This is a genomic window from Hyphomicrobium sp., assembly GCF_035687085.1.
Lineage (GTDB): Bacteria > Pseudomonadota > Alphaproteobacteria > Rhizobiales > Hyphomicrobiaceae > Hyphomicrobium_B.
In genome coordinates this window covers 192,015-214,634 of sequence record NZ_DASRYS010000012.1, presented here as the reverse complement: position 1 = coordinate 214,634, position 22,620 = coordinate 192,015, and the positions used below count along the sequence as shown (strand labels likewise).

The window sequence follows — 22,620 nt, the reverse complement described above, 5'->3', positions numbered from 1 at the left end:
TAAAACGATCTGAGAGGCGGCCCGAAAGCCGCCTCTTTCTACTTCAGGCGCGGCACTGTTCGGGGTTGCGCCGCAGGTTTAGCCGAGCGAGGTTCTGCTGAACTTGAGCCTCAGAAATCGAGATTGCTGTGGTCGATGAACCCGGGACCATTTCGCCACTCAGAGCTGCATTGACGTGCCGGTGTCCGCGCTGCGGCAAGGGCCCGCTGTTCGTCAACGTCTTGAACATGCGCAACGCCTGCGAAGTCTGCGGCCTTGATTACAAGTTCATCGACACGGGCGACGGGCCGGCGGTTTTTGCGATCTTCATCCTAGGCTTTGTCTGCGTCGGAGGCGCACTCTTCGTCGAATTCAAGCTCGGCGTGCCGTGGTGGATGCATGTACTGCTGTGGGGGATCTTGACGCCACTCGTCGCGGTTTTCCTGTTGCGCTTCCTCAAAGCGGGCTTGATCGCATTGCAATACAAGCACAAGGCCGAGGAAGGCCGTCTCTCCAAGGAGTAACGATGTTCGCGCGCTGGCGCGCCGCAGGTCTGGTCGTCCCAACCATCCTGACGCTGGTCATGCTGCCGATCCTCATCGGGCTCGGTAACTGGCAGTGGCACCGGATGGCGTGGAAAGATTCGCTGATCGCCAAGATCGACGAAAGGCGGACGGCTGAGCCGCAATCCTACCCGGCTGTGCTGTCGGAATACGTCAAATCGGGCGACGTCGAATACAAGCACATGCGCGTCACCGGAACGTTCGATCATAGCCGCGAGCGCCATGTCTACGCCCCCACGACCGGCTCACAGGGCTGGCACATCTACACGCTGCTCATTCCGGAAGGCGGCCTGCCGCCCATCTTCGTCAACCGCGGTTGGGTCCCCGCCGAGTTGAAGGACCCGGCCAACCGCGCGGAAGGTCAGGTTACCGGCCCGGTGACGATCACCGGCCTGGTACGTCTCCCGCAGGCCAAGACTTGGTTTTCGCCCGAGAATGACTTCGCCGGCAACCGCTGGTACTGGCGAGATCTCGATGCCATGCAATGGGGGCCACAGGGCCCGCCTACGCCCCTGCAGTTCAACGCGGAGAAGAGCCAGGCGTTCGCCCCGTTCGCGCTCGACGCTGACGCCACCGTTCAAAATCCCGGCGGCTGGCCGAAAGGCGGCACGACCGAGATCAACATTCCGAACAACCACCTCCAGTACGTCGTTACATGGTATGGGCTCGCCGCGACGCTCATCGTCGTCTTCGCCGTGTTCGCACGGCAGCGACTTGAGGACGCCAGCACCAAGAGATTACAACCTAGGGAAGAATGATTCGGGCTCGGTCGGGCGGAGCTTGGTTGTTCACCGGCACCGGTCCAAATACGCTCGGCGGCAGGATCAGGCAAAGAGAGCAGATTTGAAATACATCTCAACGCGCGGGGAAGCCGAAAAGCTTGGTTTCGAGGAGATCCTCCTCGCTGGTTTGGCGCGAGACGGCGGTCTCTATGTCCCCGAGAGCTGGCCGACGCTCTCGCCCGAGACCATCGCATCGTTTGCCGATAAGCCGTTCGACGAGATCGCCGTCGAGGTTATCAGCCCCTTCACGGGGGACGACGTCAGCCGCGACGACCTCAGCCGCATGGCTAAAGAGGCCTACTCCACGTTCAACACCCCCGACGTCACGCCGCTGCACGCCTTGAAGCCCGGCCTGACGATCCTGGAGCTCTTCCACGGGCCGACGCTGGCGTTCAAGGACGTGGCGATGCAACTTCTGGCGCGCCTGATGGATTACGTGCTCGCCAAGCGCGGCAAGCGGGCGACGATCGTCGGCGCGACCTCTGGTGATACCGGCGGCGCCGCCATCGAAGCGTTCAGATCGTCAAAGCGCGTCGACGTCGTGATCCTCTTCCCCGAGGGCCGCGTCTCCGATGTGCAGCGGCGCATGATGACGACGCCGAAGGAAAAGAACGTTCACGCGGTGGCCGTTCGCGGCACGTTCGACGACTGCCAGGCGCTCGTCAAAGGCATGTTCAACGACCACGCCTTCCGTGATCGGGTCGAGCTGTCGGGCGTCAATTCCATCAACTGGGCGCGCATCGTCGCGCAGGTGACGTATTACTTCTATGTCGCCTCGCGGCTGGGCAACGCGAAGGGACCGCTGTCGTTCGCCGTGCCCACCGGCAACTTCGGTGACATTTTCGCAGGCTACGTCGCCAAGCGCATGGGTTTGCCGATCGACAAGCTGATCATCGCCTCGAACGAGAACGATATTCTTCCGCGCGCGGTCGCAACCGGCGCCTACGCCATGAAAGGCGTCGTGCCGACGACGTCGCCGTCGATGGACATCCAGGTTTCCTCGAATTTCGAGCGCTATCTTTTCGAGGCTTCAGGACGCGACGCAGCCGTCGTACGCGGTCTCATGAACTCTCTGTCAGCGAATGGTGGCTTCGAACTAGCAAGCCTTTGGCCGGTGCTGAAAAACGATTTTGCAGCGGTTGCGGCTTCGGAATCCGACGTCGCCGATTGCATTCGCAAAACGCAGGCCGAGACCGGATATCTCGCCGATCCGCATACGGCCTGCGCGCTTGTCGCCGCCGAACGGGTAGGCAAGGGCGAAACCGTGGTGCTCGCGACAGCCCATCCCGCGAAGTTCCCCGATGCAATAAAGGCGATCACAGGCCAGAACCCGGCGCTGCCGCAGGGGTTCGAACACCTGATGACGGACGAGGAACAGTTTGCCGTCCTGCCCAATGATTTGAGAGCGATCCAGGAGTTCGTAAGCGATCGCAGCCGCGTCGCCTCGGGAGTGTAGGCCATGGCGACCGAACTCACCACGCTCGCGAACGGACTTCGGATCGTCACGCACCGGATGCCGTCTCTCGAGACGGTCTCACTCGGCGTCTGGGTTTCTGTCGGCGCGCGCCACGAGCGTGAAGATCAGCACGGATTGGCGCATTTCCTCGAGCACATGGCGTTCAAGGGGACGAACACGCGTTCGGCTCGCCAGATCGCCGACGAAATCGAGGGTGTGGGGGGCGAACTCAACGCTTCGACCGGGCTCGATATCACGGCCTATTACGCCCGTGTGCTGAAGGGCGATGAGCCCGTAGCTTTGGGCCTCATCGCTGACATTCTGCTCAATTCGAAATTTGCGGCTGACGATCTCGACCGCGAGCGCGTGGTCATCCAGCAGGAAATTGCAGCCTCCGACGATAACCCCGACGACATGGCCTTCGACCTGATGCAGGGCGTGGCGTTCCCTGGCCAATCGTTGGGGCGGCCGATCCTGGGCACCAAAGCCAGCGTCAGCCGATTTACGGAGGCTGACCTCCGATCCTATCTCGATGAGCACTACACGCCTGAGGCGATTGTGGTTTCAGCGGCCGGTGCAGTTCAGCACAAAGACGTTGTTCGCCACGTTGAGGCCCTATTCGGCGGGCTCACTCGGAGGACACGGGGAGTTGATTCAGCCGCGCAGTATCGGGGCGGCTTTGCTGCGTCGAGTAAGCCCTTCGAGCAAAGTCACGTTTTGATCGGTTTGCCGTCGCCCTCGTATTTGGACCCGGCGTTCTACACGGCGCAGGTTTTTTCGGGGTTGTTCGGCGGCGGAATGTCGTCGCGGTTGTTTCAGGAGATCAGAGAGGATCGGGGTCTTTGCTACTCGATCGACTCTTCGATTTGGGGACTGAGGGATACCGGAATGCTTTCGGTGCACGCCGCGACTGGACCCGAAATGGTTGGCGAACTCGCCGACGTCGTCGTCCAGCAGCTGGAAGAAATCGCTGAAACCGGCCCCACCGACGCCGAATTGCAGCGTTCGAAGGCACAGCTGAAGGCCGGCTTGCTAATGGCGCTCGAGAGTTCTGCGGTGAATGCGGAACAGATGGCGCGCCAGTTGCTTGCGCAAGGGCGCCTCATTCCTGTCGCCGAACTCATCCATGAAGTCGATGCAGTCGATAGCGATCGCATCAAGTCGTTTGCAGAGATGTTGGCGCACGAAACGCCGTCCGTTGCCGTTATCGGTTCGGGCCGGAAATCCAGCGGGCAGGCCTCGCGGATCGCGAGCAGGTTCAGCCCGCGGGGAACGCGGATGCCCACCGCCGAAGGAACGAGGTGAGACAGAGTGGCTTTTCTCCGGACCATCCGTCCCGATGAAGATTTCGAGATCGTCCACGGTCCGGCGCTGACGTTGCGGCAGCCCATTGCCGGCGATTACGCGGAATGGGCAGAGTTGAGAGCCGCCAGCCGCGCGCACCTCACGCCTTGGGAGCCGAGCTGGGCGCAAGACGATCTATCCCGTACCATGTTCCGCCGCCGCCTGCGCGCCTATGCGAAGGACGTTCACAACGACGTCTCGTACCCGTATTTCATTTTCGAAAATGCGACGGGCGCATTGATCGGCGGCATAACGCTATCCAATGTTCGCCGCGGCTCAGCGCAGACCGCTTCCCTTGGCTACTGGATGGGCGCCAAGTACTCTGGCCGTGGCCACATGCGCGAGGCCGTCGGCATGATCCTGCCAATGGCCTTCAACGCGCTGCGGCTCCATCGCATCGAGGCCGCGATCATGCTGTCGAACTTCGCGTCCATGCGTGTGCTCGAACACGCAGGCTTCCACCGTGAGGGGCTTGCCCGCGCTTATCTCAAGATCAACGGGCGATGGGAAGATCATCTGCTTTATGCGCGGCTCGCTGATGGGCCGATCCAAAGCGGGTCGGAGCGGGGGCGCTGATGGGGGCAGGGGGGATGAACCGGGGGAAATACGCCAGGTCCTGGCTTGCCGCGCTTGGCATGCTGGCGCTCTGCCTCGCAGCGCTGTCAGGACGGGCTGAAGCCCTGACGCCCATTCCCGTGCAAGGTGATCAGGATCGCCTTGAAATCACGACGCTCGGCGAAGCTTACGAAGGACGCGGCGACAGTCTCCAGGTCGAGACCGCACCCGGTGCCGACGGTGTAACGGGCCGCATGACGGTTCGCGCTTCCGTCCCGGGCACCAGTCCGAACTGGATGGTGTTCGCGCTCACCAACACGACCGACAAATCTCTCGAACGACTGCTCACGGCAGACCGCTACACGATCGTCGGCTCGGGAACCGTCTGGCCTGACCTCGACGCGCGCCGCATCGAAAGTGTCACGCCTTCTGTCGGCTTTGTTCCGGAGCGCATCAAGAGCGATAAGGCCGACGTGTTCCGCATCACGCTGGAGCCGGGGCAGACGATCACCTATGTCGCCGAACTGTCCGGTGACCGTTACGCCCGCATGTATCTCTGGCAGCCGATCGATTACGAGATCAAGAGCCGCGACCGCCAGCTGTTCAACGGCGCCATGCTGGGCCTGACAGGCCTGCTTGCGATCTTTCTGACCTCGATCTTCGCAGCCAATCACAAGCTGATTTTCCCCGCCGGCGCGCTCGTCGCCTGGACGGTTCTAACCTACCTCTGCGTCGACTTCGGCTTCTTCCATAAACTGTTCAACCTGCGGCCCGAGGACAACGCTGTCTACCGCGCGGCGGGTGAAGCCGCGATGGCCTCCAGCTTCGTGATCTTCCTAACGACATTCCTGCGCCTGGCGCTATGGCACGGCCTCGTTCGCATGATGATCGGCGTCTGGATGGTCGCGCAGCTGACGCTCATTGCTGTCGCTGTCATCGATCCGCGTCTTGCCGCGACCTTCGCCCGGCTCTCATTCCTGGCGATTGGTGGTGTCGGCGGGCTCTTCACGCTGTTCCTGGCTGTAAAAGGCCAAGACCGCGCACTGTCGCTCATGCCGACGTGGGTGCTCTTCCTCGTCTGGATCTTCGCGACGGGGATGACGCTCAGCGGCCGCATGTCGGGCGATGTCGTCGTTGCGAGCCTCGTCGCAGGGCTCGTGCTTGTCGTGATCCTTATGGGCTTCACGGTCACGCAGTTCGCGTTCCGCTCGCTCGATACGGCCTACGCCGGCGCCCCGAGCGAGGCGCAGGTGCGATCTCTGGCCGTCGCAGCGTCCGGATCGACCGTCTGGGAATGGAACATCCGGCGCGACGAAATCAAAGTTGGCCCCGAGGTCGAAGTTTCGCTGTCGCTGATGCCGGGCGAACTATCGACGAAAGTCGAAGAGTTTCTGAAGCACGTCCATCCGACCGATAAGGAACGCTTCCGGGTCACGCTGATGTCGGCTCAGGAACGCTCCGGCGTCCGGATCAAAAGCGATTTCCGCCTCCGCCATGCGGACAACAGCTGGCGCTGGTTCGAGCTTGAAGCGGCAAGCGTGCCGAACTCCGACGGCCGTACGCTTCGCTGCGTCGGCCTCCTGCGCGATGTATCCGATACCAAGCGCGCGCATGAGCGGCTGTTGCATGATGCCGTCCATTGCAGTCTGACCGGCCTGCCCAACCGCGAGCTGTTCCTCGATCGCCTGAAGGCGGTCATGGCTCGCGCCAAGACCGACAACACGGTGAAGCCCGCGGTCATCTACATCGATCTCGACAAGTTCAAGAGTGCGAACGCATCGCTCGGACTGGTACGCGGCGACAGCCTTTTGCTCACCGTGGCGCGCCGCCTGCAACGCCACCTCGGACCACATGATACGGTCGCTCGCGTCGGCGGCGACCAGTTCGCCCTGCTCTTCTGTGGCGAGCGCGAAGCCCGCAATCTCCCCGCTCTTGCCGAACGTGTGCGCCGCTCGCTGCGCGCGCCGATACCGCTTGCCAACCAGGAAGTCGTGCTTACCGGTTCCATGGGCATTGCACTTTGGGATGGCACGCAGGGTGCCGACGGCGATCTGCTGAAAGACGCTCAACTCGCGATGTATCGCGCTAAGCAAGCGGGCTCGGATCGGATCGAGGTATTCGACCCAAGCATGCGCCGCGATCGTAACCCCGATGACGAGATCGAAGCCGACATCGCTCGTGCCATCGACAAGGGCCAGCTCAAAGTTCTTTATCAGCCCATCGTCTACCTTCCGACGAAGGAGCTGGCGGGCTTCGAAGCCCAGTTGCGTTGGGAGCACCCCAAGCTCGGCCTCGTCAATCCGATCGCGACGATCGCAGACACGGAAGACACCGAGCTTCTCATCAAGCTCACGTCCCACCTGCTGCTGCGCGCGGCGAAGGATGTGGCGCGCTGGGTATTGGAGCTGCCGCGTTCCGAGCGGCCGCTGTTCGTAACCGTCAATGTTTCAGGCCGTCAGCTCTTCCGGCCCGAGTCTGTGCAGGAAATTCGTCACGTTCTCGGCCGCAACATCGCGCCCGCCGGAACGATGAGGCTCGAAATTTCCGAGAGCCTGCTCATGGACAATCCCGAGCAGGCGGTTGAAGTTCTGAAGTTGTTGAGCGGCTCCGGCGTCGAGCTGACGCTCGATGATTTCGGCACTGGCTTTTCTTCGCTGGCCTACCTTCACCGCTTTCCGTTCGACACGATCAAGATCTGCGGCGAACTCATCCGCGGCGGTAGTACGGGTGAGGGCGCTGCCATCGTCCGCTCGATGGTTGCCTTGGCGCACGAGCTATCAAAGACGATTGCCGCCGAAAACGTCGAACGCGCCGATGAAGCGGCATTCCTGCGTTCGATCGGTTGCGAATACGCGCAAGGCTACCATTTTGGCGAGCCGATTTCCGACCGTGCCGTCTCGCAGCTTTTGAAGATGGTTCGCCGCTCGGAGCGCAAGATGCAGCCGCGTGGCTTCTTCCGGCCGAAAACGAAGAGCGCGAAGAAGGAGATCACGCAGAAACCCGTACGCGCAATCGCGTCGCCTGCAAAGCAGCAGCCGGGCGACGAGAAGACAGCGCCGCCCGCAAGGCTCGCCGCGCAGGCAAAGCCCACTGCCGGATTGCCGTCAGGGTCCGTCGTGCGCCAGCGGAAGACTGCGAACGCGTCTGCCGCTGCAAAGCCGCAGGCCAACGGCGCAGGGGTTCACGCTGCGGCTAAGAATGGGGCTCCTGCTGCGCCCGCCATCGCTGTCAATGGCGCCAACGCGACGCTCAGCGGAGCTGTGAATGGCGCGCGCAACGGCGCAGCCCAGGCCCCCTCGGAACTTCGCCAGCGGATTGCTGAAGCGCCAGCTGCCCCTGTGCCGATACCAGCACCACTATTCCCGCCAGCGCAGATCCAGGCCGAAGCGCAAGGCAAACCTCAGCCGCAAGGCGTACCGCAGCCGCCGCCAGCACGGCCTCAGCCTCAATCGCGCCCTCTTGCCGCAAAAGCTCCGGACACTACGCCTCCGCCACTTTCCAATGGGCAAAACGGAAGCTCAATCTCCGCGCCGCTGCCCTCGAGCATGCAGCCCGCGAAGAAGGAACGGCCGCCGGAGAAAGCTCAGCCGAACACCATCGTCAATCCGCTGGCCGAAGCTCTGGCACGGGCCAGCTCCACGCCGCCGCCGCCCGCGCCTTCAATTGTGCCTGCTTCGCTGAGAAGTGACACTCCCACAGGGATGCCCCCGGCCGCCCCGCCGCCAATCCCGCCGAATGGTGCCGGTTTCCCATCGCATCCCGCCACGCAGCCGGATTTCTCGACCCTGCCGCCGTCGATCGCGGCGAGCCTCGCACGGCTCGCCGGAACACCGCTTCCGACCGGTCGGACAAGCGGCGGTCCAGCGGCTCCTGGTGCAACGGGCGACGAGAAGAAAGCGCCGAAGGTGAGTTCCGGCGGCGCGTGAGCGGTTAAAGAATTCAAGGAAGGCGCGGAAGACGAAGACGCGAAAGCGACGTCTCAGGCGTGTCCGGCGTCGCTGACGAGGTGCGAGAGGTCGATCCCCATTTTCGCCAGTGCGCGGGAATACTTGCTCTCAAGATCGTCGTCGAAAATGAGCTCCGGATCTGCCGGGCAGTGCAGCCAGCCATTGGCCTGCAACTCGTTTTCGAGCTGGCCAGGCGACCATCCGGCGTAGCCCAATGCGAGCAGCGCCCGCGCCGGGCCTCGGCCTTGCGCGATGGCCTTCAGAATGTCGATCGTCGCCGTCAGGCAGACACCCTGTTCGATCGCGAGCGTCGAATCCTCGGAGAAATAATCGGAGCTGTGCAGCACGAAGCCACGGCCCGTCTCGACAGGGCCCCCGACCTGAATAGAGAGCGACAGAACTTCGCTGGTGATCTCGTCATCGGGGTTGCGCGCTGAAATGCCGAGCCGTTCGAGCAGGTCCGGCGCCGAAATGTGGTTCGCGCGCTGATTGATGATAAGCCCCATCGCGCCTTCCGGAGAATGCGCGCACATGTAAATGACCGAGCGCTGAAATCTTCGGTCAGTCATCGCAGGCATGGCGATGAGGAGCTGCCCCTCGAGCTTCAGGTCCGGGCCTGCCGGTCGGTTCACTTTCATATCCACGAGACTAACCCCATAGAACCCCCGCGTGAAGATGTCCAAACGTGCAATAAGGACGCCCTCGTAACGCCGGGCCTCGCTGTGATGTATACTTAAAAGTTGAACGTGCGAGTGCCGAGCGCGATCCATGAACGGTGATGGAAAGGCGAACTTTGTGATCAGACCGTGTATAGCGATTTTGGCCTTAGGCGTGGCCGTATCCGTAATGGCCGCGTCCGCCTGGAGCGGGCCTGGCCCGGTTGCATCCGACTGGTACCAAGGCTTCAATAACAAGGCGCGGCTTGTGGGCGGCACTGCCACGCGGGATGGCGAGCCCGGCCTTTACGCCGGCGTTGAACTCGCGATGCCTGAAGGCTGGAAGACCTATTGGCGCTCGCCAGGCGATGCGGGGGGCGTGCCACCGGAATTCGATTGGCAGGGTTCAGATAACCTTGCGTCCGCAAACGTCCTCTTTGCTGCGCCCCATAGGCTGCACGACAAGGCAGGAGACGTCGTCGGATACAAAGATGGCGTCGTCTTTCCCGTCCTCGTAAAGCCGCAGGATCCAACGAAGCCCGTCACGCTTCACGGCAAAATCGCCTACGGCGTCTGCAAGGAAATCTGCATCCCCGCCGAAGCCGAGCTGCAACTCGTCATCCCGCCGGATGTCGGAGCGTCCGAAGACCTGACGAACGTTCTGGCGCGTGTGCCGACGACGCGGCCACAGGCTGGAAAGGATCCCACCCTCGCGAATTGGCGTCTCGATCAGAACGGCGGAAAACCCAAGCTCGTCTTGAACGTCGAAAGCGCGGCTCTCCCCACCGCCGATGCTTTCGTTGAAGCGCCGGGGGGCGTCTATGTGCCTTTGCCTAAACGGGCCAAGGACGCTTCGGGTAAGGCCGTATTTGAAGTCGATCTGACCGATGGCGTCGACCTCAAGGATTTGAAAGGCAAGCCGCTGACGGTCACGATGATCGACGGCAAAGGCCAGTCGGAGACCACGATTACGCTTGAGTAGATCGCGGCCGGTACATAGGAATCCTTGGCCCATGCGGAGAGTGCGACATGGGCAGCGAACTGTAGAGGAATGCCATGACGATCAGCGTCGGAGATCGACTGCCGGAGGGTAAGTTCACGGTGATGGGGGCGGACGGACCGCAGCCCAAGCAGACGAGCGAGATCTTCTCCGGCAAGAAAGTGGCGATCTTTGCAGTCCCGGGCGCCTACACGCCAACCTGCACCAAGAGCCATATGCCGGGGTTCGTCGAACGCTTCGAAGAACTGAAAGCGAAGGGCATCGACACCGTCGCCTGCACGGCCGTCAACGACATCTTCGTTCTGACGAACTGGGCAAAAGACACCGGCGCGACCGGCAAGATCGAGATGCTGGCGGACGGCTCCGGTGATTTTGCGAAGGCCATCGGCCTCGAAATCGATCTTTCGCAGTTCGGGTTAGGCGTTCGCTCGAAGCGTTACGCGATGCTGGTGGAAGACGGCGTTGTCAAAGTCCTCAACGTAGAAGACAGCCCGCCAATCGCGGAAAAATCGAGCGCAGCAAGTCTCTGCTCGATGATCGACCGGTCACTTTGAGCCGTTCGCCGGGAGGGCGGCCCGGCCGCGCGCCTTGAACGGCGCCATCGCGATGCGCGCCAGTTCATCGGCGCGCTCGTTTTCCGGATGGCCGGCATGGCCCTTCAGCCAATGCCATTGGACATTGTGCTTATTGCGCAGCAAATCGAGTTCCTGCCAAAGCTCGGCGTTTTTCACCGCCTTCTTGTCAGCCGTTCGCCAGCCGTTTTTTTTCCAACCGTGAATCCACGACGTGATGCCGTTGCGGACGTAGACACTGTCCGTCCAGATTTCGACGTCGCTCGGTTTCTTCAAGGCCTCCAGCGCCGAAATGGCAGCCTTGAGTTCCATCCGGTTGTTCGTCGTCAACTGCTCGCCGCCGTTGATCTCCTTGCGGTGATCACCCGAGATGAGGATCGCGCCCCAACCGCCCGGACCCGGATTTCCCGAGCACGCGCCGTCGCTGTAGATGAGAACTTTCGGTCGTTCGTCGGTCATGAGGTCAACTGTGCAGTGTAATCGGCAATGTCGCTGACCGATTGGTGAAATTTGAGCCGCTGAACGTAGTCGGCGGGATCCTTGCGAGCGACGAGCGCATCCTTCGGTGTGTTGAGCCAGTCGTAACTGCGCGTGAGCAAAAAGCGCATCGCCGCGCCGCGGGCAAGCACCGGCATCGCCGCGCGCTCGGCCGGGTTCAACCTGCGAACGCTGTTGTAGCCATCGAGAAGCGCGCTGCCCTTCGCGGGTTCATACTGCGACTGGGCATCGAAGCACCACGCGTTGAGGCAGATGGCGACGTCGTAGGCCAGCGCATCGTTGCACGCGAAATAGAAGTCGATGATGCCTGACAGCTTGTTGTCGACGAAGAAGACGTTGTCCGGAAAAAGATCGGCGTGAATGATCCCCTCGGGAAGATCCGTCGGCCACGCGCGATGCAGGTACGAAAGCTCACCGGCAATGAGGTCGTAAAGGCCGGCGCAAATCTCTTCGCTGCGAGATGCGAACTTATCGAACAGCGGCTGCCACCCGGAAAGTCCCAGAGCGTTGGCGCGTTTCAACGGAAAGCTTTCGCCCGCGATGTGCATGCGGGCGAGCGCCTTTCCAAGCTCGAACGTATGGAAGACCTGAGGCCGCTTCGGCCAGACACCTTCAAGGAAGGTAATGAGCGCCGCCTGCTTCCCCGCAAGCTCGTTGAGCACGCGGCCCCGGCTGTCCCGCACCGGCAGCGGGCAGGTGACGCCGCCCGCCGACAGATGTTCCATCAACCCGAGGAAGAACGGCAAATCGGCCGGATCCACGCGCTTTTCATAGAGCGTCAGGATGAACGTGCCGTTCGTCGTATGCACCACGTAGTTGGTGTTCTCGACGCCCTCGGCGATGCCTTTGAACGAGAGCAAACGCCCGAGCGCATATCCATCGAGAAAGCGCGCAAGCTCGTCGTCGCTGACTTCTGTATAGACGGCCATGTTCCCGCGCGCTGAATGGAGTTAGTGCTGCTGCCCGGCGGGAGCGCGCGCGACACGGACTTCCCGCGGCACGTTGAAGATCACGCGCTCCTCGAGCGTCGTGACGACGTCGATCGTCACATCATAGCGGCTGCGAATGGCTTCGACCACTTCTTCGACGATGACTTCGGGCGCCGATGCGCCAGCCGTGATGCCGATGGTTTCCGCGCCTTCAATCTTGTCCCACGGAATATCCGTTGCGCGCTCGACGAGGAAGGAGAAGCGGCAGCCGGCACGCTCCGCCACTTCGACCAGACGCAGCGAGTTCGAACTCTTCGGCCCGCCGACCACAATCAACCCGTCGATTTGGGGCGCCAGCGCCTTGACCGCATTCTGACGGTTGGTTGTGGCATAGCAGATGTCTTCTTTGACGGGCCCTCCGATGCCGGGAAAGCGCTCCTTCAAAGCCGCAACGATCTCGGCGGTATCATCGAGCGACAACGTCGTCTGGGTGACGTAGGCGAGATTTGCAGGGTCCTTCGGCGTGAAGGCCAGCACGTCCTCAACGGTCTCGACCAGCGTGATCGCGCCTTCGGGCAACTGCCCAAGCGTACCCACGACTTCGGGATGACCGCGGTGGCCGACGAGAATGATCTCGCGTCCTTGCTCGTGGTGACGTGCCGTTTCGATATGAACCTTCGAGACGAGCGGGCAGGTGGCGTCGACGACGAACATGTTGCGTCCGCGCGCGGCTTCGGGGATCGCCTTGCTGACGCCATGTGCCGAAAAAATCACGGGCTGCGAAGTATCTGGAATCTCGTCCAGCTCCTTCACAAAAACGGCGCCTTTGGCTCTCAGTGAATCAACGACATAACGGTTGTGCACGATTTCATGTCGGACGTAGACGGGGGCGCCGAATTTCGTCAAAGCCTGTTCTACGATTTGAATGGCACGATCGACGCCGGCACAGAAACCGCGCGGGGCAGCGAGTAGGATCTTTAGAGGCGGCTTTTGCACGGTGGCTTCGGTTTGGTTAAGGCCCGACATGGAAGAGAGACGTCCTTTATACTCGTTCGGCGCGCGAGAAAATGCATTTGGGGGCCGAAGCTAACGGATGCTACGGTGCTTTTTAGACAAAACAAGGGGCCTGAAGTTTGAACCTTGGGGGACAATGTTGCTCAACTCCGGTTATCGGCATCCTTATAGCAGGGATGTAACGGCGGCACGTCGTCGTCTCTGGCCGGCCCGGATCGGTGCGACCGCTTCGCTTGCGGCCGTGCTGACGAGCCTTGGCGGGTGCGGAATGTCGTCGTTGACCTCGGGTCTCGGCGGTGGAATGTTCGGGAACTCCTCGGACAATCCACAGATTTCGTCGGTGTCAGAAGCCCAGTTGCTCGACGCCGCCAAATCCAACGATCCCACGACCGGCAGCACATTTGTCGGCGAAGTCGATGCCGGCTGCCCGCGCATCACGATCGCTCCGCATGACAATTACATCACGTTCTACCAGGTCGGCCACGTGGGCGATGCGCTCGCTGTCGCGCAGCGTGGCGAGATCACCAAAACCGCCCGCGAATGCCAGATCGAGCCGGGCCGCGTCACCGTCAAGTACGGCTTTTCCGGGCGCCTGCTCTTAGGGCCCAAAGGCGAGCCGGGCAGCGTGACGCTGCCGGTCACAGTCGCCGTCAACGACTCCAGGCGCGCCAAAGTCGCCAGCGACAGTGTGAAGGTGGACGTCAACGTCGGCCTCGATAAGCCGATCAGCTACTTCTCGACGGTCAGAACGGTGACGTTCCCCATCGCCGAAGGTTCGCGCGCCGGCGAATACGAGCTCGTCGTTGGCTTCGACGGCCGGGCCCCGAGCTCCGGCTGAAGCCCAGCCTCTCTGGAGGGCTCCGCGCCCGCGCCGCTTAAATCCCAACCACAAAAAAGGCCAAGCGCGAAGCTTGGCCTTTTGATTTTTCAGATTGTGGAAGCGCTCGTTAGTTGAGCTTTCCCCGAAGATCGTTGATCGAACTCGTCACCAGCGTTTCGCCGGTAGCACCGGCAGCACGCGCCTTCAGGATTTCCTGAGCTGCCGCGATAGCCGTTTCCACCGCCGCCGAGCGAACTTCGCTCAGAGCCTGAGCTTCAGCGCGCGAGATCTTCTCTTCGGCGAGCTTGGAGCGTCTCTCCAATGTCTCGACGAGAGCCTTCCGCGCGTCAGCTGCGAGCGCCTCGGCTTCCACCTTGGCCTGTTCGACAATCGACTTTGCTTCGTTCTCGGCTTCCCGGGCTTTGCGCTGGTAGTCTCCGAGAAGAGCCTGAGCTTCTTCACGCAGCTTCCGCGCCTCGTCGAGTTCCAGGCGGATGGCATCCGCACGATCGTCGAGCAGCTTCCCAACGAGGGAGGGCACGCGATAGTAGATCGCGACCGCCACGAATACGACGAAGGAGACGAGGATCCAGAAAAGCGGATCGTTGGGATCGAACATCGCTAAATCCTCACTCGCCCGCCACCGGGCGGAGCACCTTTTTCACCTCATCAGGCGTAACGCTCTGCCCGATGAGCTTCTCGACGACAGCGCGCGCCGTATCCGTAGCAATATCGCCGATCGCCGAAGTCGCCTTCGACTTGGTGCCTGCGATACGCTTTTCCGCTTCACGCAGTTTGGCTGCGATCTGCTCGTCAACACGGTGACGCTCCGTCTCCGTTTCGGAGGCGAGCCGTTCCCGCGTTTCCTTGGCAATGCCCGACGCGTTGGTACGGGCATCGGAAAGCGCCTTTTCGTAGTCGGCAAGCGCTTTATCGGTTTCCGCCTTGAGGCGTGCCGCGGCGTCAAGGTCCCGCTTGATGCGGTCCCGGCGCTCTTCGAGAACCTCTCCGACGCGCGGAAGCGCGATCTTCGACATCACGAAAAGCAGCGTCACGAACGTTACCGCGAGCCAGAAGAGCTGCGGCAAGAAGTGATGCGAGTTGAGCTGCGGCAGGCCGCCCGTTTCAGGCGGCACGGCTCCGGTTTGAGCGGCTATCTCGGCCGCCTGAGCGGCGGCCGTTAGCAGCATTGTGGTGCCGGCAAACATTGGTGCCTCCGGTTGCTTGGGCGTGTCTTGAACTTACTCGCCCAGTCTCAACCGTAGAGAATGATGAGTGCGATCAGAAGACCGAAAAGGCCCGTCGCTTCAGCAAGAGCGAAGCCGATGAGAAGGTTGGTGAACTGGCCAGGAGCAGCCGAAGGGTTACGCAGCGCGCCCGAGAGGTAGTTGCCGAAAATGTTGCCGATGCCGATGCCAGCGCCGATGAGAGCGAAGCAGGCGAGGCCGGCGCCGATGAACTTGGCGGCTTGCGGATCCATTGGTGTATCTCCCTTTGAGTGTAGTTTCAGTGGTTTCAGATTTGACAAGCAAAACAGAGCGCTGACGGACCGACCCGTCCTCGCCCTGCAATGTTCAGTGGTGCATGTTGACTGCGTCGTTGAGGTAGATGCAGGTCAGCACCGTGAAGATGAAGGCCTGGAGGAATGCAACGAGCAGCTCAAGACCCGTGAAGGCCACCATGAAGCCTGCGGGCGCGACCTTGCCCCACCAGGGAAGCATCACGGCAAAGCCTGCGAAGACCTTGAGCATCGTGTGGCCGGCCATCATGTTCGCGAAGAGACGAACCGAGTGGCTGATCGGGCGGACGAAGTAAGAGGTGAGTTCGATCGGGATGATGATCGGCATGAGCCAGATCGGCACGCCCGACGGCACGAAGAGCTTCAGATAGCCGACGCCGTGCAGCCAGAATCCGACGAGCGTCGCCACAAGCCAGACCATGCCGGCGAGCGCGAACGTTACGATGATGTGGCTGGTAACGGTGAAGTTGCCCGGGATGAGGCCAATGACGTTCAACACCAGGATGAACGTGAAGATCGAGAACACCCAGGGGAAGAACTTCATGCCCTGTTCGCCGATGTTCTCTTTGACCATTCCGGCGATGTATTCATAGAAGATTTCGGCGATCGACTGAATGCGCGTCGGCACGAGCGAACGGCCGTTCATCGCGTAGATCATGAAGCCTGAAATCAGAAGAAGCGCCACGATCATCATCAACGATGAGTTCGTGAAAGAGACGTCATGGCCTAGAATATCGAGATCGACGAGCTTCCGGATCTCGAACTGTTCCATCGGACTGTGATGTCCGGCACCTTCAGCGGCCAAGGTAACCCCCTAGTGTCTCATTCGCCGTCGTCATCTTTGACTGACGGTGCCGCCCTTTGGAGCGGCGCGTTTTTTGTCTGCGCCTCTTGAGCGGCACGGACAACGTTCAAAAGACCTGCCGCAAAACCGATGATCACCCAAAGGACCATCAGCCACGGCGCCGTGCCGAACTGCCTGTCGAGAGCCCATCCAAGCCCGCCGCCGACGATTACGCCGACGAGCAGCTCAGCGGCAAACTTGAAGGCCGCACCATAGGCGGACTGCTGAGGTCCACCCGCTGACGACCTACCGGCCCGGGCCCGTTCCGCTTTTTTTGAGTGAAGCGCATCGAGCTTTTGACCGATTTCCGCGGATCGCTTGCGAATTGCTTCGCGATCCTCGTGGCTAATTTGCCCGCTTTCCGGACGCTGACCCTTGCCATCGGCTGACATGAGTTCAATCCATCCAGAACACGAGTAAAACCGGCCTCTCAGGGAGATCGACGGCGCGGACCATAGATTTGGGGTCTAGGGGTGTCAAGGAATTGGGTATTACCATCCCTTGCAGCAGGGTACGGCTAAACCGCGCAGGGTTTTCCGCGCCTCTTGCCTGTGCGCTGCAAACGACAAACAGGCCCGCCCCGAGGAGGGCAGGCCCGTCGTATCAAACTGTAATTGGCCCGGTTGTTACGGCGTGGTGGGTGCCTGTTGTCCCTCGGGGGCCGTTGGGGCTGGCGGCGTCGCATTCGGGGCCGCGTCCGTCGGCGCAGCGGGTGTCTCAGGCTTGGCCGCGGGCGCCTCTTGAGGTGTCGGGGCGCGTTCCTCGAGCTTGCCGCCGGAGGAGTAGTCCATGGCGGTCGGCGTCGTGCGCCAGAAAGCTGCGACGAGGACGATGCCCACCGCTACGGCAAGCACCATCGATGCCACTAGGACACGAAAATTGCCTTTCCGGGGTGTCGCCTGCCGGGTTTCCGTTGCCTCGTAGGATGCGCGTGGCGCGCGGGGATCGTTTGTTGCTTGCATGGGCGGTCTCCTCTCCAGCGGAACAAAACGTCGCGCCCACCCTCGCGGTTCCGCGCAGTTAACGGCCCGCACCCCATAAAATTATAATCTGCTTAAAACTCGAGAGCTTAGCTCGCTTCGCGGAAGCTTTGCGCCGTCTGCAGATCGACTGAGACAAGCTGCGACACGCCCTTTTCCGCCATCGTGACGCCGAATAGCCGGTTCATCCGCGCCATGGTCATCGGATGATGCGTGATGACGAGGAAGCGCGTCTCGGTTTCCGATGCCATCTGCTCCATGAGACGGCAGAAGCGATCGACATTGGCATCGTCGAGCGGCGCGTCCACTTCGTCCAGCACGCAGATCGGCGATGGGTTCGTCAGGAAGACGGCGAAGATCAGCGACAAGGCCGTCAGTGTCTGCTCGCCGCCTGAGAGGAGAGACAGCGTTGCCGGCTTTTTGCCGGGCGGCTTGGCAATGATCTCAAGCCCGCCCTCGAGCGGATCTTCCGGGCTCTCGATCATCTCGAGCCGCGCTTCGCCACCGCCAAACAAATGCGTGAACAGCCGCTCGAAGTGTCCGTTGACCGTCGCGAACGCCTCGTCGAGCCGCGACTTGCCCTCGCGATTGAGCTGCTGAATGGCGCTTCTGAGCTTGGCGATGGCCTGCTCGAGATCTTCCCGTTCCGCGATCAGGCTGTCGAGCTGTTTGGAGACTTCGACGAGATCCTCGTCCGCCTGCAGATTGACGCCGCCCAGGCGCTCCCGATCGGCCTTCAGCCGCGTGAGATGGCGTTCGACGTCGGCCAGCGCCGGAATGGCAGAGGCTTCGGGAAGATTGGCGAGCGACAGGCAGTCTTCCGGAGCCACCTCGAAGGTCTCGCGGATATGCCGCGCTGCTTCCTGCCGCCGATGGCGCGCGTTTTCCAGGCGCGTCTCGATGCGTGCGTTCGCTTCGCGTGCTGCCGAAACTTCGGCCTGAAGGGCCCTGAGGGACTCGGTCGCCGCGCGGATGGCATTCTCAGCTGAAGCAAGCGCGTCCGCTGCGTCGCGCCGGTCATCATCGGCGCGTGATAGAGCTGAGAGCAATGTTTCGCGTTGCGCGGCGATGCGCTCCGGCAAATCTGCCGTCGCCGCCATTTCATCACGCGCCTCCTTGAGGCGAACATCCAGCGCTTGAACCTGCGCCTCGGCGCTTGCCTCACGGCCTTGCCAACGCTTGATCTCGGCATTGGAGTGGCGAATACGCTCGGCGCGGATCTGCTTATCACGGTCGAGACTGTTGAGACGTGCCCGCAACTCCGCCGTGATGCGGCGGGCTTCCTCGGCCTCCGCCTGGGCAATTTTGAGCTGTGCTTCGAGATCGTCGCCGACGCTCATCGTCGTGATGTGCGCTTCGATTTCGACGTGACGCGCCTGCGCGTTCGTTAGCTCTTCGTCGGCGCGCGCACGCTGTGCAGTAACCGCCGCGAGCTGCGTCTCACTCTCGCGCTGAAGCTTCTCGAGCCCTGTCAGCTGCTGGCGGACTTGCGCCAGCTCGCTTTGCTTCTCGCGCCAAAGCTGGCGCAGCCGCCGTTCCTCGGCTTCAGCGTGCTGAGCTGCTGAAGCGGCTTTGCGCTCACCCTCGATCGTCTCCTTGGCTTGATTGAGGACGTCCTGCGCATTGCGATCGAGCTCAGCCAGACGGTTTTTGTGAGCCAGCCGCTGGGCCGCTGGCGTAACGCCGCCCGCGGCAGCGACGAACCCATCCCAACGCCACAGATCGCCTTCCAGCGAAACGAGGCGCTGCCCGGGCTTCAAATAGGGCTGCAAACGCGCGCCTTCCGAACGCTCGACAACACCAATCTGGCGCAGCCGCCGCGTCAGCTCACTCGGCGCCTCGACATGCGTAGCGAGCGGTTCGGCTTCATCCGGCAGCGTCTGGTCTTCCGCTGGAGCATCGAGGTGCCGCCAGTGGACAGCCGCTTCGGGCACGATCGGCGCTTCAAGATCTTCACCCAACGCCGCGCCGAGGGCGGTCTCATAACCGGGAGATACGCGAATGCTGTCGACCGCCGGCGGATAAGCATCTTCGTCGGAACGCGCCAGCAGCTTGGCGATTGTCTCGCGCTCGGTCGAAAACGCGTTGGCCGCAAGACGAACCCGCTGGGCCTCGTCGCGCTTGGACTTTGCTTCGGCCTGCGCCGCCTTGACCGCCTCTTCGGCCGCCAGCGTCTGGGCTTCGATCTCGCTGATCTCGTGGGCGAGTTCCTGACCGCGGTGAACGATGCGGGAAAGGTGCTCGGGGTCCGGCGCCTTCGATCGCAAACCCTCGATCTGAGCATCGAAAGCCCCGATCTGCCGTGTGATCTTCGCAACGAGGTCCTTGCGCTCGGCAAGCGCTGCCTCGAGGCTTCTGAGCTTCGCGCGGGCATCCGCAGCGCGATGCGTAATATCGGCAAAATGCGCTTCGGTCTTGACGCGGTGCGCCTCTGCCGTCTCGAGCTTGCTTTTCTCTTTCGCCTCTTCCTCGACCGCTCTGTGATCGGCATCTTCGATGGCCGCGAGGTCGGCCTTCAGATGGATCAACGTCTCGCGGGCTTCGTGAATGAAGCCAGCTTCGCGCGCCAGATCGGCTTCGAGTTGCTTCGTGCGCGCTTCGAGTTCACGGGCGCGTTCGGCAGCCCGGGCCGCCTCACGCTCTAGATTTTCCTGCTCGATTTTGAACCGCGCGAGCGCCGCAGCTTTCACGGCCTCGGCTTCGCGAAGGGGCGGCAACGCTTCTGAGAGGCGAAGCTCTTCGTTGAGCGCTTTGGCTTCCGCTTCTGTTGCCGCACCGAGCCGCATCATCGCATTGGTGAGCTCGGCTTCCTCGCGCTCGACGCTGTGATGCGCGTCTTGCCACGTCAGATGCAGGGCAAGTGCCTCTTGCTGCCGAATATCCGTGGACAGCTCTTTGTAGCGCTTGGCCTGCCGCGCCTGGCGTTTCAGCGATTCCGTCTGCGATTGCAGCTGGCCGGCGACGTCGTTCAGCCGCTCGATGTTGGCTTCCGCGGCCTTGAGCTTTAATTCGGCTTCGTGCCGCCGCGTATGCAGACCCGCGATCCCTGCCGCGTCTTCGAGAATGCGCCGCCGCTGCTCAGGCTTGGCGTTGACGATCTCGCCGATCTGCCCCTGCCGCACGAGCGCCGGCGATCGCGCGCCCGTCGCAGCATCTTCGAACAGCACCTTGACGTCGCGCGCCCGCACCTCACGCCCGTTGATGCGATAGGCCGAACCTGCCTCGCGCTCGATGCGCCGCGTGATCTCGAGAACGTCGCTGTCGTTGAACTCGGCCGGGGCTTTTCGCGCGCTGTTGTCGAGGAACATCGTCACTTCGGCGCTCGACCGCTCCGGCCGCCCGCCACTCCCGGAGAAGATCACGTCGTCCATGGCGGCAGCGCGCATCGACTTGTGTGAACTCTCGCCCATCACCCAGCGAAGGGCTTCGAGAAGGTTTGATTTTCCGCAACCGTTAGGACCGACGACGCCCGTCAGGCCGGGTTGGATGACAAGCTCCGTCGCATCGACGAAGGACTTGAACCCCAGAAGCCTGAGCCGCGTGATTTTCATTCTACTCGTCAGTCCTCGATGCCGTGTCGCCGGAGATCAGGACCATCGCAGATCGCCCTAGGGGCTTGCAGCTGCCGTTGGTGTGCCGGTTCGGCTCGCCTGCTCGACGTAATCAGCGATCTCCGCGAACGTCAGCTCTTTCTTGATAAGCTTGGTGCCGATGAAGAAGTTCGGCGTTCCAACGATTCCGAGCTTGCGGCCGCGATCCTTTACCCACTTCAAGTTTTCGATCATGCCTTGATTCTGCAGGCACGCGTCAAACTGGGGGCGAGTCATCCCCACCTGTCGTGCCACCGCGTAGATGGCGTCAAGTCGCACTTCCTGCGAAACCCAAGAAGCCTGCTGCTCCATGAATTTCCCGTACAAATCCAGGTACTTGTCGGGCGGCGCACAGCGCAGCGCGATTGTCGCATTGCCCGAAGTCTTCCCGATTGGGAACTCGCGAAGGATGAACCGCACCTTGCCGGTGTCGATCAGCCGGCTCTTCAATTCGGGAAATGTGGTCTTATGGAAGTTGCTGCAATGTGGGCAGGTGAGCGACGCATATTCCACAATGGTCACCGGAGCATCAGTCCGCCCCCAGCTCATCTCGGGCAGGGGGCTCGGCGCCATGATGTCGGCGATAGTCGGATTCTGGATGACCTCGCGGCCGCCAGCCGCTGTCGCAGTCGGATCGCCGAACGGGCTGGGCATCCCTTCGGCTTTTTCAGATGTAGTCGCTGGATAGGCGGCGCCGGATGCGCCGCCCTCAGTTGAAATGCTCGCCGTTGCGTCCGCAGAGAGCGGCGGGAGATTAGCCCCGCAGGCTGATAGCCAACCAGCGCCAAGAAGGGTGGCGGCAAGACCCAGCGAGCGTACGAGCATCAGAATTCCCAGTTATTTCTCGGCGAGGAGCGGCTCCAGCACCTTATCAAAGCCTTCGACGGTCGGGGGCTCTTGCAAACGCTTGCCATTGATAAAGAAAGTCGGTGTGGCATTGACGCCGAAGGTATCGCTCGCCCGCGCGCGCTGGGCCGTGATCTGATCCAGAAGCTTCTGATCCGTCAGGCACTTGTCGAAGCTTTCCTGGGTGAAACCGGCCTGCTTCGCGATATCGAACAGCTTCGGCACCGGGCTGCCGTTGGCAAACGCCCAATCCGCCTGCTTCTCATAGAACGTCTCGATAAGGGGGAACGTCTTGTCGTCACCCGCGCAGCGCGCCAGCATCGAGACGGCGGCGGCGAGATTATCGAGCGGGAACTCGCGGTAAATAAAGCGCACCTTGCCCGTATCGACGTACTTCGTCTTGATCTTCTCGAAGACGTCGTTGGAGAAATGCGCACAGTGCGGGCACGTCATCGACGCGTATTCGACGATCGTTATCTTCGCGTCCTTCGGACCGATGGCGAGATCGGGAAGATCCGTCGGCTTCATCAGCTCATCGACGGGGACTTCGGTCGGGCCCTTCTTGTTCTGAGCAAGGCTCGGATTGGCGCCAGCAAACGCCAGGCCCGCAACGGCGGCCAGAGCGAGGAAGCCAAAGCGGATGCCGCGCCCTCGAGAGGAATGGCCCGGAATGAAATTTCTCAACTTGATCAAGGTCCCAACTCCTCATCGCAATGCATGCCGTGG

22 protein-coding genes are annotated in these 22,620 nt (G+C 61.8%); 9 read left to right on the top strand and 13 right to left on the bottom strand.

What is annotated here, in order from left to right; genetic code table 11:
• The first annotated feature begins 128 nt into the window (after nt 1-128).
• The 6 genes from VFG26_RS10305 (at nt 129) to VFG26_RS10280 (ending at nt 8,605) form a co-directional block, all read left to right on the top strand.
• On the top strand, nt 129-503 hold the full coding sequence (locus tag VFG26_RS10305) for a DUF983 domain-containing protein (protein WP_325024930.1): 375 nt from the start codon (nt 129-131) through the stop codon (nt 501-503).
• 2 nt (nt 504-505) lie between these two features.
• On the top strand, nt 506-1,300 hold the full coding sequence (locus VFG26_RS10300; RefSeq protein WP_325024928.1) for an SURF1 family protein: 795 nt from the start codon (nt 506-508) through the stop codon (nt 1,298-1,300).
• A gap of 85 nt (nt 1,301-1,385) precedes the next feature.
• A complete protein-coding gene (thrC, locus tag VFG26_RS10295; RefSeq protein ID WP_325024926.1) occupies nt 1,386-2,780 on the top strand; it encodes a threonine synthase in 1,395 nt (464 codons plus the stop codon).
• A gap of 3 nt (nt 2,781-2,783) precedes the next feature.
• The gene (locus VFG26_RS10290) at nt 2,784-4,085 is read left to right on the top strand and encodes a pitrilysin family protein (RefSeq protein ID WP_325024924.1); all 1,302 of its coding nucleotides are present in this window, start codon (nt 2,784-2,786) and stop codon (nt 4,083-4,085) included.
• Nucleotides 4,086-4,091: 6 nt separating this feature from the next.
• On the top strand, nt 4,092-4,700 hold the full coding sequence (locus VFG26_RS10285) for a GNAT family protein (protein ID WP_325024922.1): 609 nt from the start codon (nt 4,092-4,094) through the stop codon (nt 4,698-4,700).
• Between the two features lie 14 nt (nt 4,701-4,714).
• Nucleotides 4,715-8,605, top strand: a complete 3,891-nt coding sequence (locus VFG26_RS10280; RefSeq protein ID WP_325024920.1) for an EAL domain-containing protein — start codon at nt 4,715-4,717, stop codon at nt 8,603-8,605.
• A 53-nt stretch (nt 8,606-8,658) separates the two neighbouring features.
• On the opposite strand, the gene VFG26_RS10275 is transcribed toward VFG26_RS10280, so the two are convergent.
• Nucleotides 8,659-9,264 (bottom strand): YqgE/AlgH family protein, encoded by a 606-nt coding sequence (locus VFG26_RS10275; RefSeq protein WP_325024918.1) that lies wholly within the window; start codon nt 9,262-9,264, stop codon nt 8,659-8,661.
• A 130-nt stretch (nt 9,265-9,394) separates the two neighbouring features.
• Between VFG26_RS10275 and VFG26_RS10270 the strand changes: the two genes are divergently transcribed.
• Both VFG26_RS10270 and VFG26_RS10265 read left to right on the top strand, forming a co-directional pair.
• A complete protein-coding gene (locus VFG26_RS10270) occupies nt 9,395-10,264 on the top strand; it encodes a protein-disulfide reductase DsbD domain-containing protein (RefSeq protein WP_325024916.1) in 870 nt (289 codons plus the stop codon).
• Between the two features lie 74 nt (nt 10,265-10,338).
• Nucleotides 10,339-10,836: a peroxiredoxin gene (locus VFG26_RS10265; protein ID WP_325024914.1), complete on the top strand. Its 498-nt coding sequence runs from the start codon at nt 10,339-10,341 to the stop codon at nt 10,834-10,836.
• Here VFG26_RS10265 and rnhA read toward each other — a convergent pair.
• From rnhA to ispH, 3 genes are read right to left on the bottom strand one after another with little or no spacing between them, the layout of a single operon-like run.
• The gene (gene rnhA / locus VFG26_RS10260) at nt 10,828-11,313 is read right to left on the bottom strand and encodes a ribonuclease HI (RefSeq protein ID WP_325024911.1); all 486 of its coding nucleotides are present in this window, start codon (nt 11,311-11,313) and stop codon (nt 10,828-10,830) included. The two genes, VFG26_RS10265 and rnhA, sit on opposite strands and share 9 nt — an antisense overlap.
• A complete protein-coding gene (locus VFG26_RS10255) occupies nt 11,310-12,281 on the bottom strand; it encodes a homoserine kinase (protein WP_325024910.1) in 972 nt (323 codons plus the stop codon). Before VFG26_RS10255 ends, rnhA begins: the two co-directional genes overlap by 4 nt.
• Before the next feature lie 21 nt (nt 12,282-12,302).
• Entirely contained in the window at nt 12,303-13,307 is a 1,005-nt protein-coding gene (gene ispH, locus VFG26_RS10250) for a 4-hydroxy-3-methylbut-2-enyl diphosphate reductase (RefSeq protein WP_325024908.1), read from the bottom strand.
• 256 nt (nt 13,308-13,563) lie between these two features.
• Here ispH and VFG26_RS10245 point away from each other — a divergent pair, with 256 nt between their 5' ends.
• Nucleotides 13,564-14,133 (top strand): hypothetical protein, encoded by a 570-nt coding sequence (locus tag VFG26_RS10245; RefSeq protein WP_325024906.1) that lies wholly within the window; start codon nt 13,564-13,566, stop codon nt 14,131-14,133.
• A 109-nt stretch (nt 14,134-14,242) separates the two neighbouring features.
• On the opposite strand, the gene VFG26_RS10240 is transcribed toward VFG26_RS10245, so the two are convergent.
• From VFG26_RS10240 to VFG26_RS10200, 9 genes are all read right to left on the bottom strand, one after another.
• The gene (locus VFG26_RS10240) at nt 14,243-14,734 is read right to left on the bottom strand and encodes a F0F1 ATP synthase subunit B (RefSeq protein ID WP_325024904.1); all 492 of its coding nucleotides are present in this window, start codon (nt 14,732-14,734) and stop codon (nt 14,243-14,245) included.
• A gap of 10 nt (nt 14,735-14,744) precedes the next feature.
• Entirely contained in the window at nt 14,745-15,323 is a 579-nt protein-coding gene (locus VFG26_RS10235) for a F0F1 ATP synthase subunit B' (protein WP_325024902.1), read from the bottom strand.
• A 47-nt stretch (nt 15,324-15,370) separates the two neighbouring features.
• Nucleotides 15,371-15,595 (bottom strand): F0F1 ATP synthase subunit C, encoded by a 225-nt coding sequence (locus VFG26_RS10230; RefSeq protein WP_325024900.1) that lies wholly within the window; start codon nt 15,593-15,595, stop codon nt 15,371-15,373.
• 94 nt (nt 15,596-15,689) lie between these two features.
• Entirely contained in the window at nt 15,690-16,406 is a 717-nt protein-coding gene (locus VFG26_RS10225) for a F0F1 ATP synthase subunit A (RefSeq protein ID WP_325025073.1), read from the bottom strand.
• Between the two features lie 50 nt (nt 16,407-16,456).
• Nucleotides 16,457-16,870, bottom strand: a complete 414-nt coding sequence (locus tag VFG26_RS10220) for an AtpZ/AtpI family protein (RefSeq protein WP_325024898.1) — start codon at nt 16,868-16,870, stop codon at nt 16,457-16,459.
• A 234-nt stretch (nt 16,871-17,104) separates the two neighbouring features.
• A complete protein-coding gene (locus VFG26_RS10215; protein WP_325024896.1) occupies nt 17,105-17,440 on the bottom strand; it encodes a hypothetical protein in 336 nt (111 codons plus the stop codon).
• A 107-nt stretch (nt 17,441-17,547) separates the two neighbouring features.
• Nucleotides 17,548-21,009, bottom strand: a complete 3,462-nt coding sequence (gene smc / locus VFG26_RS10210) for a chromosome segregation protein SMC (protein WP_325024894.1) — start codon at nt 21,007-21,009, stop codon at nt 17,548-17,550.
• A 57-nt stretch (nt 21,010-21,066) separates the two neighbouring features.
• The gene (locus tag VFG26_RS10205; protein WP_325024892.1) at nt 21,067-21,873 is read right to left on the bottom strand and encodes a DsbA family protein; all 807 of its coding nucleotides are present in this window, start codon (nt 21,871-21,873) and stop codon (nt 21,067-21,069) included.
• 12 nt (nt 21,874-21,885) lie between these two features.
• A complete protein-coding gene (locus VFG26_RS10200) occupies nt 21,886-22,587 on the bottom strand; it encodes a DsbA family protein (RefSeq protein WP_325024890.1) in 702 nt (233 codons plus the stop codon).
• Nucleotides 22,588-22,620: the final 33 nt, after the last annotated feature.

Excerpts from the sequence above, each read along its gene's own strand:
- VFG26_RS10300 (WP_325024928.1), top strand. The coding sequence starts at position 506 with ATGTTCGCGCGCTGGCGCGCCGCAGGTCTGGTCGTCCCAACCATCCTG.
- VFG26_RS10290 (WP_325024924.1), top strand. The coding sequence starts at position 2,784 with ATGGCGACCGAACTCACCACGCTCGCGAACGGACTTCGGATCGTCACG.
- VFG26_RS10280 (WP_325024920.1), top strand. The coding sequence starts at position 4,715 with ATGAACCGGGGGAAATACGCCAGGTCCTGGCTTGCCGCGCTTGGCATG.
- VFG26_RS10275 (WP_325024918.1), bottom strand. The coding sequence starts at position 9,264 with ATGAAAGTGAACCGACCGGCAGGCCCGGACCTGAAGCTCGAGGGGCAG.
- VFG26_RS10270 (WP_325024916.1), top strand. The coding sequence starts at position 9,395 with ATGAACGGTGATGGAAAGGCGAACTTTGTGATCAGACCGTGTATAGCG.
- VFG26_RS10265 (WP_325024914.1), top strand. The coding sequence starts at position 10,339 with ATGACGATCAGCGTCGGAGATCGACTGCCGGAGGGTAAGTTCACGGTG.
- rnhA (WP_325024911.1), bottom strand. The coding sequence starts at position 11,313 with ATGACCGACGAACGACCGAAAGTTCTCATCTACAGCGACGGCGCGTGC.
- VFG26_RS10255 (WP_325024910.1), bottom strand. The coding sequence starts at position 12,281 with ATGGCCGTCTATACAGAAGTCAGCGACGACGAGCTTGCGCGCTTTCTC.
- ispH (WP_325024908.1), bottom strand. The coding sequence starts at position 13,307 with ATGTCGGGCCTTAACCAAACCGAAGCCACCGTGCAAAAGCCGCCTCTA.
- VFG26_RS10245 (WP_325024906.1), top strand. The coding sequence starts at position 13,564 with ATGTCGTCGTTGACCTCGGGTCTCGGCGGTGGAATGTTCGGGAACTCC.
- VFG26_RS10240 (WP_325024904.1), bottom strand. The coding sequence starts at position 14,734 with ATGTTCGATCCCAACGATCCGCTTTTCTGGATCCTCGTCTCCTTCGTC.
- VFG26_RS10235 (WP_325024902.1), bottom strand. The coding sequence starts at position 15,323 with ATGTTTGCCGGCACCACAATGCTGCTAACGGCCGCCGCTCAGGCGGCC.
- VFG26_RS10230 (WP_325024900.1), bottom strand. The coding sequence starts at position 15,595 with ATGGATCCGCAAGCCGCCAAGTTCATCGGCGCCGGCCTCGCCTGCTTC.
- VFG26_RS10225 (WP_325025073.1), bottom strand. The coding sequence starts at position 16,406 with ATGGAACAGTTCGAGATCCGGAAGCTCGTCGATCTCGATATTCTAGGC.
- VFG26_RS10220 (WP_325024898.1), bottom strand. The coding sequence starts at position 16,870 with ATGTCAGCCGATGGCAAGGGTCAGCGTCCGGAAAGCGGGCAAATTAGC.
- VFG26_RS10215 (WP_325024896.1), bottom strand. The coding sequence starts at position 17,440 with ATGCAAGCAACAAACGATCCCCGCGCGCCACGCGCATCCTACGAGGCA.
- smc (WP_325024894.1), bottom strand. The coding sequence starts at position 21,009 with ATGAAAATCACGCGGCTCAGGCTTCTGGGGTTCAAGTCCTTCGTCGAT.
- VFG26_RS10205 (WP_325024892.1), bottom strand. The coding sequence starts at position 21,873 with ATGCTCGTACGCTCGCTGGGTCTTGCCGCCACCCTTCTTGGCGCTGGT.